Source organism: Nocardia sp. NPDC049149, assembly GCF_043197455.1.
GTDB lineage: Bacteria > Actinomycetota > Actinomycetes > Mycobacteriales > Mycobacteriaceae > Nocardia.
This window is the reverse complement of the sequence record NZ_JBICTD010000011.1, coordinates 41342-59675: the sequence shown is the minus strand read 5'-3', so window position 1 is coordinate 59675 and position 18334 is coordinate 41342. Positions and strand designations below refer to the sequence as shown.

Genomic DNA, 18334 nt, shown 5'->3' with positions numbered 1-18334 from the left:
CGTGCCACGAATAAGGAAGGGCGGGAGCGATTCTCGTCAGCTGGCGCTGCTCCGCTACCTGGGCGTTCGGCTGCTGTTGATCCCGGTGACCGCATGGATTCTGGTCACCGTCGTGTTCTTCCTGATGCGCGTGGCCGGTGACCCGATCAGCGCGGCCATGGGTGGCCGAATGACCCAGGAGCAGATCGAGATCCGCAAGGAGGCGGCCGGGCTGAACCGGCCGATCCTGTCGCAGTACTGGGATTACATCTCCGGTCTCGCGACCGGGGATTTCGGTCGCTCGCAAGACAATCGGCAGATCAGCGAGGTGGTGACCACCTACGGCGCCGCCTCGCTGGAGCTGATGTTCTGGGCACTCATCGTGGCCTTCGCGATCGGCATCCCGCTGGGCAGATACGCAGCGACACACCGTGATTCGGTGCAGGACACCGGCCTGCGGTTGTTCGCGATCCTGGCCTACGCGGCACCGGTGTTCTTCGTCGGTCTGTTGCTCAAGCTGATCTTCGCGGTGAAGCTCGGCTGGCTGCCGGTGGCAGGCAGGGCAAGCACGAATGTCGAACTGCAGCTGCAGCATGTGTCGCCGAAGACCAACATCATGTTGATCGACGGCATCCTGTACGGCGATCCCGGCTACATCGTCGACGTGCTCGAACACGCGGTGCTGCCTGCGATCGCGCTCGGGTTGCTGACCGCGGGCATCTTCCTGCGGCTGGTGCGGATCAACCTGATCCAGACCCTGCGCGCCGATTACGTGGACGCCGCGCGGGCGCGCGGACTGTCCCGGCGGGTGGTCACCGGGCGACATGCGTTCCGCAACGCGATGATTCCGATCGTCACCGTGATGGGTATGCAGATCGCCATGATGCTCGGCGGCGCGGTGCTGACCGAGACCACCTTCGAGTGGAAGGGCCTCGGCTATCAGCTTGCGACGTACCTGTCGGCCCGTGACTTCGTTGCCGTGCAGGGCATCGTCGCGTTCATCGCGCTGGTCGTCGCGGTGATGAGCTTCCTGGTGGATGCCCTGGTGGCCATGATTGATCCGAGGGTGAGGTTCTGATGACCGCACCGGAATTGTTGAACGAGCCGGTGGTGCCGCCAGCGGTGCCGCCGTCGGCGCGCCGCGGGATCCCCGGTCTGAAGCTGTTCACGATGACCGCAGGCCTACAGCGCGCCACGTTGATCCTCGGGCTGAGCCTGGTCGGCATCTTCGTGATCGCGGCCATCTTCGCGCCGCTGATCGCGCCCTACGGTTTCGCGCAAAGCGCTGCCGACGGTGTCGATTTCGTCCGGCAGCAGGCGCCGTCGGCCGAGCACTGGTTCGGTACCTCGGTGCGTGGCGAGGACGTGTTCTCACGCGTGATCTGGGGTGCACGTACCGCACTGTTTGTCATCGCGATCTCGCTGGTGTTGTCGTTGTTCGTCGGTGTGCCGCTCGGCCTGCTCTCTGGCTACCTCGGCCGCTGGGTTGACCGGGTGCTCGTGCTGTTCATGGACGCGATGTACGCCTTCCCGACGCTGCTGCTCGCAATCGTGGTGTCCATCGTGGTCGCGGGTGGCCGCTCCACCAGCTTCGGTGGTGTGCTGTCTGCCGCGGTGGCGATCACGGCCGTCTTTGTGCCGCAGTACTTCCGGGTGGTGCGCAACGCGACGGTCGCGGTGAAGAACGAACCGTATGTGGATGCCGCCCGGGTCACCGGCGCGTCCACCGCGCGAATCCTGTTCCGGCACATCTTCGCCAACGTCACGCAGTCGCTGCCGGTGATCGTCACCCTGAACGGGTCGGAGGCCATTCTCACGCTGGCAGGCCTCGGCTTCCTCGGGTTCGGCATCGAGCCGACCCAGGCCGCCGAATGGGGCTACGACCTGAACAAGGCGCTGTCCGATGTCTCCAACGGCATCTGGTGGACCGGCATCTTCCCCGGCTTCGCCATCGTGCTCGTCGTGCTCGGTATGACGCTGGTCGGCGAGAGCCTCAACGAGGTGCTCAACCCGATCCTGCGTACCCGTCGCGCGGTCGCCGCGGCGCCGGGCGACGCCATCACCGTCGCGGGTATCGAGGTTGCCGCCCCGAGCGAGCTCGACGGCGACACCGAAGCCGAGCCCGCGGGCGACGCACTGGTGAAGGACAGCACGGCTACCGGAAAGGAGACATCATGACTACGCCAACCACGGCGACCGACAAGAAGCGTCCTGCGCTGTCGATCGAATCGCTGTCGGTCACCTTCGCGACCGACGCGGGTCCCGTCTACGCGGTCACCGACGTCTCCTACGAGGTGTTCCCCGGTGAGGTGCTCGCCATTGTCGGGGAGTCCGGGTCGGGCAAGTCGGTGAGTTCACGCACCGCGATGGGCTTGCTGCCGCTGACCGCGCGGGTGCGCGGTCTGGTCACCCTCGGCACCGAGACCATCACCTCGATGAACGAGCGGCAGCTCACTGCCCTGCGCGGCGGTGCGATCTCGATGGTGTTCCAGGAGCCGGGCCTCGCGCTCGACCCGCTGTTCACCGTCGGCTTCCAGATCTGCGAGGCGCTGCGCGCGCATTCGGACATGAGCAAGAAGGCCGCGAAGGCGCGCGCGATCGAACTGCTGCGCATGGTCGGCCTGCCCGATCCCGAGCACCGGGTGGACTACTACCCGCACCAGCTCTCGGGCGGGCAGAAGCAGCGCGTGGTGATCGCCATCGCCATCGCCTGCGAGCCGAAGGTGATCATTGCCGACGAGCCGACCACGGCATTGGACGTGACGGTGCAGGCGGAGATCCTCGAGCTGTTGCGTGACCTGCGCGACCGGATCGGCAGCGCCATCGTCTTGATCACCCACAACATGGGTGTGGTCGCCGACCTGGCCGACCGGGTCGTGGTGATGCGCAACGGCGAAGTGGTCGAGCAGGCACCGGTGGACGAGCTGTTCGCCAGCCCGAAGGCGGATTACACGCGGGCGCTGCTCGCGGCGGTCCCGCATCTGGGCACCGAGCAACTCGCACACGGTCCCGCCGAAGAGGTGGCCGCGAGCGCCGAGCCGGTGCTCGAGGTCTGCGATCTGGTTGTCGAGTTCCCCGGCTCGTTCGGGCGGCCGCCGTTCCGCGCCGTCGACGATGTGAACCTGTGCATCGGGCCCGGCGAAACCCTCGGCCTGGTCGGCGAATCCGGGTCGGGCAAGTCGACCATCGGACGCTGCGTCGCCGCGCTGCAACGGCCGACCTCGGGCGTGGTGAAGATCCGTGGACAGGACATCGCAGGCCTGTCCGGCGGCAAGCTGCGCCCGATCCGCAAGCGATTCGGCTTCGTGTTCCAGGATCCGGCGAGCTCGCTGAATCCGCGGCTCACCGTCGGTGAGTGCGTGGCCGAGCCGCTGCTGGTGCACAAGAAGGGCAGCTCCGCGGAGATCAAGGCGCGGGTGCGCAAACTGCTCGACGACGTCCAGCTGCCCGCAGGCACCGAGCGCCGGTATCCGCACGAGCTGTCCGGCGGCCAGCGCCAGCGCGCGAGCCTGGCGCGGGCCCTGGTCCTCGACCCGGATCTGCTGGTTGCCGACGAGCCGACCAGTGCGCTCGACGTCTCCGTGCAGGCCGCAGTGCTCGAGCTGTTCGGGCAGCTGCAGCGCGAATGTGGTTGGGCCTGTTTGTTCATCAGTCACGACCTGGCGGTGGTCGATCAGCTGGCCGACCGAATCGTGGTGCTGCGCAACGGCGCCGTGGTCGAGCAGGGTGATCGTGATCGCATCCTGCGCGCGCCGCAGGAGGAGTACACGCAGCGGTTGGTGGCGGCAGTGCCGGTGCCCGATCCGGTCGAGCAGCGCAGGCGACGCGCGGCGACCGCCGACCTGTTCGCGACCGAGCGGAGTTAGTGACCAACACCATGCGGCGTTCGTACGTAGTGCAATCGAGACGAATCGAACGCCGCATGGTGTCCTCGGCGGGATACCGTGACAACTGGTCGCGCAGGCGCAGGGGTCACTTGTCGAGTACGCCGAGCGCTTTTCGACCGACGCGTGGTCAGCCCGGTTGACAAGTCTCGCGGCACCCAGGTCCGGCAAAAAGGCACGGGTAGGCGGGACAGCTGCAACGTAGTTACAGCTCTCCGGTAGCGTGAGCAGGCATCTATCCGCCGATTCGGTTTGGAGCTTTCCCCGAAAATGACTGAACAGACCCCCAGTGGTGGTGCCTCGTACGCCGCGGCAGGCGTGGATATCGAGGCAGGTGACCGCGCAGTCGAATTGTTCGGGCCATTGGCGAAGAAGGCGAGCCGACCCGAGGTCCAGGGCGGCCTCGGCGGATTCGCCGGACTGTTCGCGCTGAAGGGTGGCTACCGCGAGCCGTTGCTCGCCGCCTCCACCGACGGGGTCGGCACCAAGATCGCGGTCGCGCAGGCGATGGACAAGCACGACACCGTCGGGCTCGACCTCGTCGCGATGGTCGTCGACGATCTCGTCGTCTGCGGCGCCGAACCGCTGTTCCTGCAGGATTACATCGCCATCGGCAAGGTCGTCCCGGAGAAGGTCGCCGAGCTGGTCTCCGGCATCGCCGAGGGCTGTGTGCGGGCGGGTTGCGCGCTGCTCGGCGGCGAAACCGCCGAACACCCCGGCCTGATGGACCCGGACGACTACGACCTGTCCGCGACCGGCGTCGGCGTGGTCGAGGCCGACGCGGTGCTCGGCCCGGACCGGGTGCGTCCCGGTGACGTGGTGATCGCGATGGGTTCCTCCGGCCTGCACTCCAACGGCTACAGCTTGGCCCGCAAGGTGCTGCTCGACATCGACCGGATGTCGCTCACCGGGCATGTCGAGGAGTTCGGGCGCACCCTCGGCGAGGAGCTGCTCGAGCCGACCCGGATCTACGCCAAGGATTGCCTCGCGCTGATCGCCGAGACCGATGTGCGCACCTTCGCGCATGTCACCGGTGGCGGGCTGGCCGCCAACCTGGGCCGCGTGCTGCCTGCCGGCATGGTGGCCGAGTTGGATCGCGGGACATGGAACCCGGCGCCGGTGTTCAAGATGATCGCGCAGCGCGGCCGGGTCGAGCGGGTCGAGATGGAGAAGACGTTCAACATGGGCGTCGGCATGGTCGCCGTCGTCGCGCCGGAGGACGTCGATCGCGCGCTGGCCGTGCTGACCGCACGACACATCGAATGCTGGACGCTCGGCACCGTCAAGAAGGCCAAGGAGGCCGACGCGGTGCGCGCCGTCCTGGTCGGCGAGCACCCGCGGTTCTGAGCCGGCAGGGCCGCTCACACAACTACACCCGAACACACGTCAGCGTCCCGCATCATCAGATGCGGGACGCTGGTGCGTTATAAGCGTTTTCGGCGCCGACCTGGTTCGGAGCAAGCCGTCAACACGCAGCAACGGCTGAAGGGGGAGGCACGTCGACCTCCCCCTTCAGACAGTGCTCCGAGTCAGCGGCGCCAGTCGTCGTAGTCGTCCTCTTCCCACTGGGATGAGGACTTGTCCGCGTCGTGCTCATCGGACAGCACACCACTCCGTTGGGAGTTGGGGCTTCCCGAAAGCTCGCGCTGAAGGCTCGCGAAGTCGCTCGGCGGGCTGCTGTACTTCAGCTCGCGTGCGACCTTGGTCTGCTTTGCCTTAGCCCGGCCACGGCCCATGGCTGACCCCCTCGCGTCACTGCGGGGCGGCCTGGGGTTTGGTTGGCGGCCCCGTTCGAATTAATACTCTTCCTGACAGACACTTTAGCGCGTGTCTGGCCGTCCCGCTTCCAGGAGTGGGTGAAGAACTCCGGAAGAGGTTCCGTTTGCCCGGTTGTCGCCCTCGACCGGGGGGCCTACAGCACCCCGGGGATCGCGCGAATCACGCCGACCCGAGCACCGCCGCCGAGCACCGCAGGCGCAGCGAGTTCCGCGTGCGCGTCGGACCAATCGATGCCGATGCGGTGCAAAATGGCCAGCGTCAGGGGCATTCGGGCACGGTCGTGTCCGTCGTCGATCTTGTAGGCGAAAGCTGTTCCGTCGGGCAGTGCGCCGGCGTGCACACCATCGGCGCCGATCTTGCAAACCAGTCCGGGAGTGGCTTGCATGGCCAGCAGATCGGGTGCGTTGGTGCCCGAAATCACTCGCGGATGCGCGCGGATGGCGTCGGCGACGCGGCGCTCCGGTGCGTCGGGATCGGCGGTCGCCATGGTCGCGAAGACGCGGGCCAGATTCACCAGCGAGACCGGAATGATCGGCAGGCCACAACCATCGATGCCGAGGTCGGTCTCGAGCTCGCCGGTGAGGTCGGCAACGGTCGCGATGATCGCCTGCTGCAACGGATGTGCCTGGTCGAGGTAGCCCTCGGTGGGCCAGTCGTTGATCTTGCAGGTCGCCAGCATCGCGGCGTGCTTGCCCGAGCAGTTCATGTAGATGCGGCGCGGTTCGTGCGAACCGGAAAGGACGGCCGCGCGCGCCTTGTCGTCGACCGGCAGATCCGGCGGGCAGGCCAGCGACTTCTCATCGAAGCCGAAGCGGTCGAGGAGCCTGCGCACCAGCGCGACATGATCGGGCTCGCCGTAATGCGAGGCGGTCGCGACCGCGAGCTCGGCGTCGTCGACCGGCTCGAACCCGTGCCGCAGCAAGGTGATCGCCTGCATCGGCTTGTTCGTCGAGCGCGGGAAGATCGGCAGATGCACCTCGCCGAGCGCGAGGGTCGGCTCGCCCGCGGGATCGAGGATGACCGCCGAGCCGCGGTGCACGCATTCACGGAAGCCGGAGCGAACGACTTCGACCAGTTCCACACTCACAGTTGGGCTCCCGTGTCGAGTTCGGCGGCGCGCCGGTCGGTCGCGCCGTTGTCGGTGGTGCTGCCCGCATTTCGCGCGGCGGCCCGCTGGGCGTTCGCATGCCTGCGGGCGTGGCGATCGATCTGCATCCGCACGTCGTCGGACAGCGTCGGCTCCGCGGCAAGCAGGATCGCGAGCAGGTCGGGATCGTCGCCGACGAACAGGTCGCGCACGGTGATGCCGTGGTCGGGCACGTGCACCACCGCAACCTCGTCGCCTGCGCCGATCGTGCCCTCGGTCAGTACGCGCAGGTAGGCGCCGGTGTCACTGCGCAATGTGAAGCGCTTGACCCACTGGGTTTCTCCGCTCCAGTGCTGGAAGGTGGCGCACGGCACGCGGGGCGCGCTCACCTCGAGCATGGTGTCGCCGATCGTCAAGCGGGCGCCGAGCACCGCGTCGCTGACCGCGAGCCCGGCGATGCGCAGGTTCTCGCCGAACCATCCGGCGGGCAGCTCACGACCGAGTTCGCCGCCCCAGCGTTGGGCGTCCTCGTCCGCATACGCGTAGACCGCCTGGTGGGCGCCGCCGTGGTGCGCGGTGTCGCAGACGTGATCGCCGTCGAGCCCGAGCGTGCGCACCGGCACCCGGCCCGGCTGCGGGCGCTTGTCGATCGCGGACCGGCCGACCCGGCCTGGCACCTCGAGCTCGGCGTGCACGACGCAGACGGCCAGCACGCGGCCGGTGTCACCGGTTCGCATCGGTGCTGCTCCTCTCGTCGGGTAGTCGGGTATCGGTGGCGCGCGGGTATTCGGCGACAGCGCGCCGCGGGTGGTCGGAAGTCACCGTGCCGCCCCGTCGCGGGGCAGGGAGCTTGTGCTCCTTGGGGATTCGATGCGCATGGGCGCGTCAGCGGCCGCGGAGCCGATCGACCGCGAGCCTGCCTGCCTGCGGTCCGTCGTCCGAGGGCACCGAATCGGGATCGATGGCGGCGGCGCTCGGACCTGCGGTCAGCGCGGTGTCGGCGGGCACGGTGCGCTTGATCAGCGCGAGCGCAATCGGACCGAGTTCGTAGTGATCGATGACGGTGCCGAGCCGCCCGACCGTGCGGCCGCCCGCGGTGACATCGTCGCCGACCGAGGGGCGCTCGTCGGCGGAACCGTCCAGGTGCAGCAGCACCAAATGTCGCGGCGGCTTGCCCAGGTTGTGCACTCGCGCCACGGTCTCCTGGCCGCGGTAGCAACCCTTGTCCAAATGCACGGCGCCGTACTCGGCGACCCCGCCGATCCAGCGCGCCTCGTGCGGGATGGTGCGTTCGTCGGTGTCCAGCCCGATGCGCGGTCGCACCGCGGCGACCCGCAAGGCCTCGAAGGTCCACAGGCCTGCGGGTTCGGCGCCTGCCTCGGTGAGGCGGGTCCACCACTCCGACAGCTGGGCGCGGGGAATCACCAGATCGAACGAGTCGGCGGTGGGCCACGGCATCCGCCGCAGGAAGCCGCCGTCGGGCAGCGGCACCGCCGCGTACGTGCCCGGCAGGCTCGCGACGCCGATGGCCTCGGTCAGCTCGGCGACCTTCGGGCCGAGCAAGCTCAGCACCGCGTAGTCGGCCGCGGTAGGCTGTGCGTCGGCCCAGAAGACCATCTTCCGCAGGAACTCCAGCAGCGCGGGGCCGCGGTCGCCTTCGGCATCTATATACACAGTGCCGTCCAGCTCGGTGAGCACGAAATGGTGCAGCACCCGGCCGTTCAGATCGAGATCGAGGTTCTCCGCCGACTCCCCGTTGCCGAGGCTCGCGACGTGCTGGCTGGTGATGGTGTGCAGCCAGGTCAGCCGTTCGGCGCCGGTGATGGTCATGACGAAACGGTGCGACCGATCGATGACGGCCGCACGCTGCACAGCGGCGCGCTGCTCGCCGAGTGGATCACCGTAGTGCCACGCGACGGCGGCATCGGGCGAACCCGGCGCTCCCGCGACGGCTCCCGAAACAGCGAGGATAGGGCTGGGCGCAACGACCACGGACACATTTCCACTGTAGGCGGGGTCGGCATCGGGTGTCAGAACCGGGGCTCTCGGGTGCCGCGAACCGGCCTAGCGAGAGGCGCACTGAACGTCTGGCACGCGGCGTCCGACCAACGCCTGAGTGAATCTTCGGCGGCAGGTTGCACAAAAAGGTCATGAAGTCTGTCGTGACATGGGCGCGGCGAACCAACACCGCCTAGTCTCGACGCATGGTAGATCGGGTTCTTGTCTCACTCGACGGCGCGGTCAGGGACGCGGACGCGCCGTTGCTGTTTGCGGACGATATCGGCGTATTGCGCGGCGACGGAATTTTCGAAACGGTGCTGGTGCGTGCGGGCAACGCATGCGCGATTGAATTTCATCTAGGCAGACTGCGTCGCTCGGCGCAGGCGTTGGATCTGCCGGAGCCCGAGCTTGGGCGCTGGCGCACCGCGGTCGAGCGGGCCGCGAAGGAGTGGGGCAGTGATCGCGAAGGCGTGATGCGGCTGGTGCTCACCCGCGGCCGCGATTCCGAGCTCTCCGGGGTGACCGAGAAGGTGACGAGCGGTGATCTCGCGGCCGCCGTTCCGGTGCCGACCGCCTATGTCCTTGTGCTACCCGTGCCCGATCGGGTGCAGAAGGCGCGCACCGAAGGCGTTGCCGTGGTGACCCTTTCCCGCGGCATCTCGATCGACCTGGCGCAGGCCGCGCCGTGGCAGTTGCTCGGGGCCAAGACACTGTCCTACGCCTCCAACATGGCGGCGCTGCGGTTCGCGGCGCGGATGGGCGCCGACGATGTGATCTTCACCAGCACCGAGAACCGGGTGCTGGAGGGGCCGCGCTCGTCCGTGGTGATCGCGCGGGACAAGCAGCTGATCACCCCGCCCGCGAAGAACGGCATTCTGCCCGGCGTCACCCAGCGCGCGTTGTTCGTCGAGGCGGAGAAGGCGGGCTGGGAATGTACCTACAAGTCGCTGTTCACCGCTGATCTCCTTACCTGCGACAGCATTTGGATGCTGTCGAGTGTTTCGCTCGCCGCCAGGGTGAACTCGCTGGACGGGCTGCGGATGATGGCGCCGGACAACGCGGAGGAGATCATCGACTTGGTCGACCGCGGTATCGAGCGAGCAGGGGCCATCGGCGATTGGTGAGGTGACGCCGAGTTGCTCGGCGAAAGGGATCGCGGCGGCAGGTCGCTCCGCGCGGCGCCGTTGCGGTGCCCGCACCGGGTGATCTGCGTCCTATCGGACGTGTGATCGGCGCGGGCGAACTCGGCAAACCGCTGGTGCGGGACGAAAGACCCCGTGTGTCGTGTCCTAAGCCTCATTATTTGAACCTCTCCCCCACGTAGTATTACTACGTCACGTCGTAGACGTAGGAGGAGGACCGAATTGAGTGCCCTGGACGTCTCGCGGTGGCAGTTCGGAATCACGACGGTCTATCACTTTCTGCTGGTGCCGCTGACCATCGGACTCGCGCCGCTGGTCGCCGCCATGCAGACCGCGTGGGTGATCACCGGCAAGGACCACTGGCTGCGACTGACCAAGTTCTTCGGCAAGCTGTTCCTGATCAACTTCGCGCTCGGTGTCGCCACCGGCATCGTGCAGGAGTTCCAGTTCGGGATGAACTGGAGCGAGTACTCCCGCTTCGTCGGTGACGTGTTCGGCGCGCCGCTCGCCTTGGAAGGCCTGATCGCCTTCTTCATGGAGTCGACCTTCCTCGGGCTGTGGATCTTCGGCTGGACCCGATTGCCGAAGCTCGTCCACCTCGGCGCGATGTGGATGGTCGCCATCGGCGTGAACGCGTCGGCGTACTTCATCGTCGCCGCGAACTCGTTCATGCAGCATCCCGTTGGGGCGCGGTTCAATCCGGAGACCGGCCGCGCCGAGCTCGACAGCATCGTCGCGGTGCTCACCAACAACACACTGCTGGCGGCCTTTCCGCATGTCGTCGCCGGATCCTTCGTCACGGCAGGCACTTTCGTGGCGGGCATCGCGGGCTGGTGGATGGTGCGCAAGGCGCGTAGCGGCGATGCCGCCCAGCTCGCCGAGGCGCGCACCATGTGGCGGCCTGCGGCAATCGCGGGCAGCTGGGTGATGCTGATCTCGCTGGCTGCGCTGTTCTTCACCGGCGACACCCAGGGCAAGCTGATGTTCGAGCAGCAGCCGATGAAGATGGCCTCGGCGGAATCGTTGTGCCACACCAAGACCGACCCCGACTTCTCGATCCTGACGGTCGGCACCCACAACAACTGCGACAGCGTGACCCACGTGCTCGACGTGCCGGGTGTGCTGCCCTACCTGGCCAAGGGCAAGTTCAGCGACGTCACCCTGCCCGGCGTCATCGACCTGCAGAAGGAATACAACGACAAGTACGGCGTCGGCGACTACCGGCCGAACCTGTTCGTCACCTATTGGTCCTTCCGGGCGATGATCGGGCTCGCGGCGGGCTCCGGATTGCTTGCGCTGGCAGGACTTTGGCTGACGCGTCGCGGCAGGGTGCCGGACCAGCGGCGGTTCTCCTGGCTCAGCCTGCTCGCCATTCCGACACCGTTCCTGGCCAACAGCGCAGGCTGGGTGTTCACCGAAATGGGCCGCCAGCCTTGGGTTGTCGTGCCGAATCCGACGGGCGATCCGAATCTGCGGCTGACCGTGCAGGAGGGCGTGTCCAACCATTCGGTCACCACGGTGGTGGTCTCGCTGGTCACCTTCACGCTGCTGTACGGGGCGCTGGCCATCGTGTGGTTCTACCTGATGCGGCGCTACGTGATCCACGGTCCCGACAAAGCCGCGCCGCCGCCGACCGACACCGGGCCCGACGGCACCGGCGGGCCGCCCGGCCGGGCGAGCGCCGAAGAACCTGCCGTCGAACAGCTTTCCTTCGCATATTAGGAGCCGGCGATGAGTTTGCAAGAGTTCTGGTTCGTGCTGATCGGGGTGCTGTTCACCGGGTACTTCGTGCTGGAGGGTTTCGATTTCGGCGTCGGGATGCTGATGCCGATCCTCGGCAAGGGCTCCGACACGCGCCGCCGGGTGGTGCTCAACACCATCGGACCGGTGTGGGACGGCAACGAGGTGTGGGTGATCACCGCGGGCGGCGCCATGTTCGCGGCCTTCCCCGAGTGGTACGCCAGCATGTTCTCCGGCTTCTACCTGGCGCTGCTGGTGCTGCTCGTCGCGCTGATCCTGCGCATCTGCGCCATCGAATACCGCGGCAAGATCGATGACCCGCGCTGGCGGGCCCGCTGCGATATCGGCATCGGCATCGGGTCATGGATACCGGCGCTCGCCTGGGGCTGGGTCTTCGCGAACATCGTGCGCGGGGTGCCGCTGAACGAGAAGAAGCAGTTCGCCGGTTCGGTGTGGGATCTGTTGGGGCCCTACGCTTTGCTGGGCGGGCTCACCACGGGGTTGCTGTTCGCACTGCACGGCGCGGTCTTCCTCGGGCTGAAGACCGGCGGCGAGGTGCGCGCCGACGCGCAACGCACGGCTCGGCTGCTGCTGGGGCCGACTGTCCTGGTGGTCGGCGGGTTCGGCCTGTGGACGCAGCTGGCGTACGGCACCGGTTGGACCTGGATTCCGTTGGGGCTGGCGGTAATCGGCCTGGCAGGCGCTGGGATCGCGGTGTACGCCGACCGCGACGGATGGGCATTCACCGGGACCGCCCTCACCGTGGCGGCGGCCACCGCCCTCCTGTTCGGGTCGCTCTTCCCGAATGTGTTGCCTTCCACCATCGATGCGGCGTTCAACCTCACCATCCACAACGCCTCGTCCACGCCGTACACGCTGAAGGTGATGAGCTGGGCGGCGGTGATCGTCACCCCGGTGGTGCTGATCTACCAGGGCTGGACGTACTGGATATTCCGCAAGCGGATCACCGTCGACCAGATCCCCGCGCCGGTCGGCCTACCGCTCGGCGCGACGAAGGACTGAGCCATGGCCCGCCCGCCCGTCGACCCGCGCCTCTGGCGGTACGCCCGCTCAGCTCGCCGCTACCTGGTGCTGAGTGTCGCACTGTCACTGGCGATCACCGGATCGATCGTGGTCGCGGCGCTCATGCTCGGCCGGGTGCTCGCCGGGGTCGTCACCGATCCCGGCGCGCGCACGCTCAGCGGGTGGACGACCGAACTGCTCGTGCTCACGGCGGCCATCGCCTGCCGGGTGCTGGCCACCTTGGCGCAGTCGCGGCTGGCGCACCGGGCGGGCGCGAGTGTGGTCGCGGAGCTGGAAACCGCGGTGCTCAGTGCGGGGGCTCGCCTCGCGCCGCGCGAACTCGACACTCGGCGAACCGAACTCGCGGTCGTCGTCGGCACCGGCCTGTCCGGACTGCGCGGCTATCTCACGGGATACCTGCCCGCGCTACTGCTCGCCGTCCTGGTCCCGCCGATCGTGTTGGCGGTCATCGCGATCCACGATCCGATCTCCGGTCTGATCGTGGTGGTCACGCTGCCGCTGATCCCGATCTTCATGATCCTGATCGGTCTGCTGACTCAGGGCCGTGCCGAGGCGACCCTCGTTGCCACCACCCGGCTCTCGGATCAGCTCCTCGACCTGTTCGCGGGGATGCCGACGCTGCGGGCGCTCGGCCGAGAATCCGGCGCGAATTCGCTGGCGGCGGAGGCCGTGGCGCCGAGCACCATGGCCGGTCGGGTGCGCGACCTCGGAGATGCCTTGCGGCAGCGGACCATGCGGGCGTTGCGGATCGCGTTCCTGTCCTCGATGGTGCTGGAGATGCTCGCGACCCTCAGCGTCGCTCTTATCGCGGTCTCCATCGGCCTGCGCCTCGTCTTCGGCGAGATGAGCCTTTACGCGGGCCTGGTTGCCCTCGTGCTGGCTCCGGAGGTGTACCTGCCGCTCCGGATGGTCGGCGAGCGATTCCATGCCGCACAGGACGGTATGGCGGCCGCTGACCGAGCCTTCGCCGTGCTCGAATCCGATCCGCGAACAACCGATTCCGGTGACGACGACACAGCTCGCCAGGCGGCGACGGGTGTCGTCGCCGGTGTGGGACACCACCTTGATGCTGCCGCGTCCGTTCCGGCAGCGGCGCGTAGTTCGTCGCAGGACAACGGCAAGGGGCCCAGGCACCTCGCGGGCGTGGTCGAGCTGCGCGGACTCTCCGTTCGGGCGCGAGACGGCCTGGCGCCCGCAGACCTCTCGGCGCGGGTGTTGCCCGGTGCCGTCACCGTGTTCGCCGGCCCGAACGGCAGCGGTAAATCGACCGCAGTACAAGCGATTCTGGGATTGATCGCGCCGGACCGTGGCTCGGTGACCGTGGACGGCGTCGACCTACGGGACCTACCCGCGGACGAATGGTGGGCGCGAGTCGCCTGGCTGCCGCAGCGGCCGGTTCTGGTGCCGGGGACACTGCGCGAAAACCTCGAACTCTTCGGTGCCGACACCGCCGTATCGCGCGCACACGGCCCCGTCCGAGTAGTCGACGAGCTGGAAGCCGCTTGTCTCGCCACCGGATTCGACGCTGTCCTGGACGAGCTCCCCGAGCGCTGGGACACCGTAGTCGGCCCAGGCGGCGTCGGACTCTCCCTCGGCCAACGTCAGCGATTGGCTCTCACCAGGGTTCTTGCCGCTGACCGCCCGATTCTGCTGCTCGATGAGCCGACTGCTCACCTCGACGCCGACAGCGAAGCCTCCGTGTTGGCGGCACTGACCCGGCGCGCTCGAGCAGGCGCGACGGTCCTCGTGATCGGCCACCGCCCAACAGTTCTCGCCGCCGCGGACCACATCGTCGAGGTGCATGCCGTGATCGACCAGCTGACCGAGATATCGGGGTGATGAGCCGATGAACGTAATCGTCGTCGCTGCTCGACGACTGGGCCCGCGGGGATCCGAGCTATGAACAAGGTTGCGGGCAAGGCGGTTTCGGTCGGCGGGCTGGTCGGTGATGTGCGGCAGATGTGGGCGTTGCTCGAGTTGTCGCGGTGGCGGGTCGCGGTGGCGGTGGTGTGGGGGGTGTTGGCGCTCGGGAGTGGGCTCGGGCTTGCGGCGCTTGCCGCGTGGTTGATTGCGCGGGCGTGGGAGATGCCGCCAGTGCTGGATTTGAGCATCGCGGTGGTCACCGTGCGGGCACTGGGGATTTCCCGGGGGTTGTGCCGGTATCTGGAACGGCTTGCCACGCACGATGTTGCGCTGCGGGCCATGGGAACAGCGCGGACGACGGTCTATCGGACGTTGGCGCGGTCCGACTTCTGGCTACGCAGGCCCGGCGCTGGTCTGCCAGCGACGGCCGACACCAGTGCGGATCGAGCTGGCGAGGTGGCACACGCGGATCGGGTCGCCACTGTTGCCAGGCGATTTGGCGATTCGGTTCGGGCGGACGGCAGCGCCCCCTTGCGGCGCGGGGATCTGCTTGTCCGAATAGGCAGCGATATAGACGATCTCGGCGCGGTCGTGGTGCGCGTCTTCGTTCCGGTGGCTGTCGCGGTCGTCCTCGCGACCGTCGCGATCGGACTGCTTGCCGCCATCTCGGTCGCCGCCGCCGCGATTCTGGCTGGTGCACTGGCGCTTTCGGGCATAGTGGCGCCGTGGTTGTCCGCACGGGCGGCACAGGAAGCCGAACGTGCGGTGCGGGCGGATCGGGCCGAGTTCACCGCGCAGGCGCTCACGGTGCTCGATCACGCGGCCGAACTTCGGGTCGCCGGTCGGCTCGATGCGGCACTCGACGCTGCCGCCGAGGCATCTCGGCGCGCGGTGACCGCGGAAGATGCGGCCGCCGCGCGCAGCGCCTGGTCCGCTGCGGCAACTCCACTCTCGATCGGGGCAAGTGTGCTGGGCGCCTTGCTGATCGGCATCACGCTCTATGGCCCGTCCGGCGGCGCACCTGGTGCGATGACACCGATGGCGCTGGCCGTGCTGGTCCTGCTCCCGCTGTCGGCATTCGAGGCCGTCGGCCCCCTGCCTGCCGCAGCGCAGGCGCTCACCACCGCGCGCGCAGCACTGCACCGTCTGACCGCGGTCGACCACTCCGCGTCGAGGGACGGTGGGAGTGCGGACCTGGCAGCGGCGCAACAACTCCCGGAGATTCCGAGCGGCAATCGAATCGCCGTAGTCGGGCCGAGCGGGGCCGGGAAGACCACCCTGCTGATGGTGTGGGCCGGGCTGTTCGGCACCCCACGTCCTGGTGTCACCTTCTTCGCGGAGGATGCCCACTTGTTCGGGACCTCGATCCTCGAGAACCTTCGGGTGGCCCGCGGTGACCTCACCGAGGACGAGGCGGAAACCGCTTTGCGCACAGCGGGTCTCGGCGACTGGCTGGCGGCACTGCCGGAGGGGGTGCACACCGATCTGATCGGTGGCGCCGCCGCGGTGTCGGGTGGCCAGCGTCGCCGAATTCTGTTGGCGCGTGCCCTTGTCGCACCCGCCCGGGTATTGCTGCTCGACGAGCCCACCGAGCACATGGAGTCCGAGGCCGGCGCGCAGCTGTTGCGGGCGTTGCTCGACGCCGACAGCGGGCTCGTGGCGCCTGATCGAACTGTGGTGGTCGTCACACACCAATTACCGTCGGGCCATCGCGCGGACGTCGTCGTACGAGTCGACGCATCGTCGCAGGTAAACGTCGATTTTCTCGACCACTCGTCGACCTTTTCCGCCCATGGAGAAATTCCGTTGCCGACCCGCTGACTCCTCGCTAAATTCATCAGTACACGAGGAAGGAGGTGGTTCGAAGAATGGTTATTCAAAGGACACGTGAGGTGGCTGCGCGCTAGCGCCACCGCTGCAGGTGATTCGCCCGCGCGAGCGCTGACGAAAACCACGCAGTCACCCGACCCCCGAGCCCCTGGTTGAGTCCGACCAGGACCTGTGCGCCTTACAGTGCACCGGTAGGGCTCGGGGGTCGTTCTCGTCCGCCTCTCCGAGTTTTTTGGCCAGACCTAGGTGGCACATCAGTTGCGTTGGCGACCGGCGGCAAGGTTTGGGATGAATTAGCCGGTACCCGGTGAGTTACCCATGTTCTCGCGAGATCTGTTGTCCCGGTACGGGAAAGAGATGAGCGGTAGGCTCGGGAACGTGCAGAGCGACTCTGAGCGCAGTACCACTGCGGAAGGTGCTGCCGCACTGCGCGCCGCTGGTGCGCGTGAACGGGATCCATTCCGGCGCAATCCGGATAATCTCGCCGAGTTTTTGATCGGAGCCCGATATCGCCTCGGTATTCGGATAGCGCCGCTGCGGGCGGTGCTGTTGTGGCGTATCGAGCGGGAAATGCCGGGCTTGTACTCGTTCGTCACTGCGCGCACGAAACAGTTCGACCAACTGCTCGTCGGCGAAATCGACGGCGGCGCACAGCAAGTGGTCATTCTCGGTGCGGGTGCTGACAGTAGGGCGTATCGCCTGTCGGATGCGATCGGCGAAGTTCCGGTCATCGAAGTGGATCATCCCGCAACCAGCGCGTGGAAGCAGGAACGATTGCGTGCGGTACCCGGCGTCACCGCGAACCACGTGCGTTTCGTTCCGGTCGATTTCAGCACCAGGACATTGGACGACGCGCTCGACACAGCCTCGGTGGACCGTGCGATCCCGACGGTATTTCTCTGGGAGGGCGTCGCCCCCTACCTCACCGCAGGGGAGGTCGACGCGACCTTGTCCTCGATCGCCCGTTTCGCCGCAGGCTCCAGCGTGATATTCGACTATTGGCACCGAGACGTCTTCGATCAGCCGTGCCCATATCCCGAGGGCGAGAAGTACATTCGCTTCGTCGCCGCCCGCGGCGAACCAGCGCGCTCCGGCCTCGACCCGGCGACGTTGGCCGACTATCTCGCAGAACGGGGCCTAGACCTGATCGACAACGCGGGTCCGCAAGACCTGGCCCGCCGCCAGCTGCCTGGCGTCCGCCGCCCGATCAACACCTTCTCCGCGATCGCGCACGCCAGGGTGCGGTAGGTCAGCCGATGTAGCGCTGCAGCCGCGCGGACAGGCGGGGCGCCAGCGGGCCGTCGGCCACCACGCGCTCCTCGACATAGGCGAGGTCGCCGCCTTCGACGATGCCGTACAACCGCTTCGCGCCGCCGACCACGATGCCTGACTGGCTGCGGATCACCACGTCGGTGGCGAGTTCCCAGGACGACTGGGTGAGCGCCTGTCCGTAGAAGAGTTCGACGATGCCGGTGCTGTGCGTGAGCAGCAGCTCGATCACCTCGTCGTTGCCGTCGATGCCGACGCGCCAGAATCCGCTCTCGCGCAGATCGGGGCCGCCGTACTCGCCCTCGGCGTCGATTACCCAGGACCGAGATTCCCACGACAGGTAGTCGCCACCATCGTGCGAGACGACGATCTGCTGACCGAACCGGTAGTCGCCACGGTCGGGGTTGTTGCCTTCGCCCTCGCCACGCCACACGCCGACCATCGGCAGCAGCGCCAGCATGGAAGCGCTCAGATCCGGCCCGAGGCGCAGATTGGCGGTATCGACGGGCAGCGGCAGATCCGGCAGCGCCGGAATGTTGCGGGCTCCGGTGGCCTTGGCGCGCTCAGCGGCCTCTGACACGGCTTGATCGCCGCTGCGACGGCCGGGTACGTCGGCCGCAGCGTTGCCGTTCAGTTGTTCACTCGCTCGCTCGGCTGGACTGGAACCTTCGCTCGCGAGTTCACTCATGACTCGGTGAACAGCCGATAGAAGACGT

The 18334-nt window shown here is 67.5% G+C and carries 15 protein-coding genes; 10 read left to right on the top strand and 5 right to left on the bottom strand.

The annotated features are described in order from the left end of the window. Positions 1 to 46 precede the first annotated feature (46 nt). The 4 genes from ACGFNJ_RS35455 to purM all read left to right on the top strand — a co-directional run bounded on the left by ACGFNJ_RS35455 (position 47) and on the right by purM (position 5210). Positions 47 to 1057 (top strand): ABC transporter permease, encoded by a 1011-nt coding sequence (locus ACGFNJ_RS35455; protein WP_393459245.1) that lies wholly within the window; start codon positions 47 to 49, stop codon positions 1055 to 1057. Positions 1058 to 1149: 92 nt separating this feature from the next. Beyond that, positions 1150 to 2157, top strand: a complete 1008-nt coding sequence (locus tag ACGFNJ_RS35450) for an ABC transporter permease (protein ID WP_393459242.1) — start codon at positions 1150 to 1152, stop codon at positions 2155 to 2157. Further along, on the top strand, positions 2154 to 3845 hold the full coding sequence (locus ACGFNJ_RS35445) for an ABC transporter ATP-binding protein (RefSeq protein ID WP_393458631.1): 1692 nt from the start codon (positions 2154 to 2156) through the stop codon (positions 3843 to 3845). Before ACGFNJ_RS35450 ends, ACGFNJ_RS35445 begins: the two co-directional genes overlap by 4 nt. Before the next feature lie 288 nt (positions 3846 to 4133). After that, positions 4134 to 5210 carry a phosphoribosylformylglycinamidine cyclo-ligase gene (purM, locus tag ACGFNJ_RS35440; protein ID WP_393458628.1) on the top strand — a complete coding sequence of 359 codons (1077 nt, stop codon included), beginning with the start codon at positions 4134 to 4136 and terminating at the stop codon, positions 5208 to 5210. A gap of 182 nt (positions 5211 to 5392) precedes the next feature. Here purM and ACGFNJ_RS35435 read toward each other — a convergent pair whose 3' ends face one another. The 4 genes from ACGFNJ_RS35435 to ACGFNJ_RS35420 all read right to left on the bottom strand — a co-directional run bounded on the left by ACGFNJ_RS35435 (position 5393) and on the right by ACGFNJ_RS35420 (position 8727). Further along, positions 5393 to 5599 (bottom strand): DUF3073 domain-containing protein, encoded by a 207-nt coding sequence (locus tag ACGFNJ_RS35435; RefSeq protein WP_069165659.1) that lies wholly within the window; start codon positions 5597 to 5599, stop codon positions 5393 to 5395. Between the two features lie 176 nt (positions 5600 to 5775). Continuing rightward, on the bottom strand, positions 5776 to 6729 hold the full coding sequence (locus ACGFNJ_RS35430; RefSeq protein ID WP_393458625.1) for an asparaginase: 954 nt from the start codon (positions 6727 to 6729) through the stop codon (positions 5776 to 5778). Further along, complete coding sequence (locus ACGFNJ_RS35425) at positions 6726 to 7466, bottom strand: MOSC domain-containing protein (protein ID WP_393458622.1); 741 nt, start codon at positions 7464 to 7466, stop codon at positions 6726 to 6728. Before ACGFNJ_RS35425 ends, ACGFNJ_RS35430 begins: the two co-directional genes overlap by 4 nt. Positions 7467 to 7614: 148 nt before the next feature. Further along, positions 7615 to 8727 (bottom strand): YgfZ/GcvT domain-containing protein, encoded by a 1113-nt coding sequence (locus ACGFNJ_RS35420; RefSeq protein WP_393458619.1) that lies wholly within the window; start codon positions 8725 to 8727, stop codon positions 7615 to 7617. 206 nt (positions 8728 to 8933) lie between these two features. Between ACGFNJ_RS35420 and ACGFNJ_RS35415 the strand changes: the two genes are divergently transcribed. The 6 genes from ACGFNJ_RS35415 (at position 8934) to ACGFNJ_RS35390 (ending at position 17597) form a co-directional block, all read left to right on the top strand. Next, entirely contained in the window at positions 8934 to 9854 is a 921-nt protein-coding gene (locus ACGFNJ_RS35415) for an aminodeoxychorismate lyase (protein WP_393458616.1), read from the top strand. 240 nt (positions 9855 to 10094) lie between these two features. Beyond that, a complete protein-coding gene (locus tag ACGFNJ_RS35410; protein WP_393458613.1) occupies positions 10095 to 11594 on the top strand; it encodes a cytochrome ubiquinol oxidase subunit I in 1500 nt (499 codons plus the stop codon). Between the two features lie 9 nt (positions 11595 to 11603). Continuing rightward, positions 11604 to 12635, top strand: coding sequence for a cytochrome d ubiquinol oxidase subunit II (cydB, locus tag ACGFNJ_RS35405; protein ID WP_393458610.1), 1032 nt, complete (start codon positions 11604 to 11606; stop codon positions 12633 to 12635). Between the two features lie 3 nt (positions 12636 to 12638). Further along, positions 12639 to 14495, top strand: a complete 1857-nt coding sequence (gene cydD, locus ACGFNJ_RS35400) for a thiol reductant ABC exporter subunit CydD (protein WP_393458607.1) — start codon at positions 12639 to 12641, stop codon at positions 14493 to 14495. A gap of 120 nt (positions 14496 to 14615) precedes the next feature. Next, the gene (locus ACGFNJ_RS35395) at positions 14616 to 16340 is read left to right on the top strand and encodes an ATP-binding cassette domain-containing protein (protein WP_393459239.1); all 1725 of its coding nucleotides are present in this window, start codon (positions 14616 to 14618) and stop codon (positions 16338 to 16340) included. A 387-nt stretch (positions 16341 to 16727) separates the two neighbouring features. Beyond that, complete coding sequence (locus tag ACGFNJ_RS35390; RefSeq protein WP_393458604.1) at positions 16728 to 17597, top strand: class I SAM-dependent methyltransferase; 870 nt, start codon at positions 16728 to 16730, stop codon at positions 17595 to 17597. 1 nt (position 17598) lies between these two features. Here ACGFNJ_RS35390 and ACGFNJ_RS35385 read toward each other — a convergent pair whose 3' ends face one another. Continuing rightward, positions 17599 to 18306, bottom strand: coding sequence for an FABP family protein (locus ACGFNJ_RS35385; protein ID WP_393458602.1), 708 nt, complete (start codon positions 18304 to 18306; stop codon positions 17599 to 17601). Between the last annotated feature and the right edge of the window lie 28 nt (positions 18307 to 18334).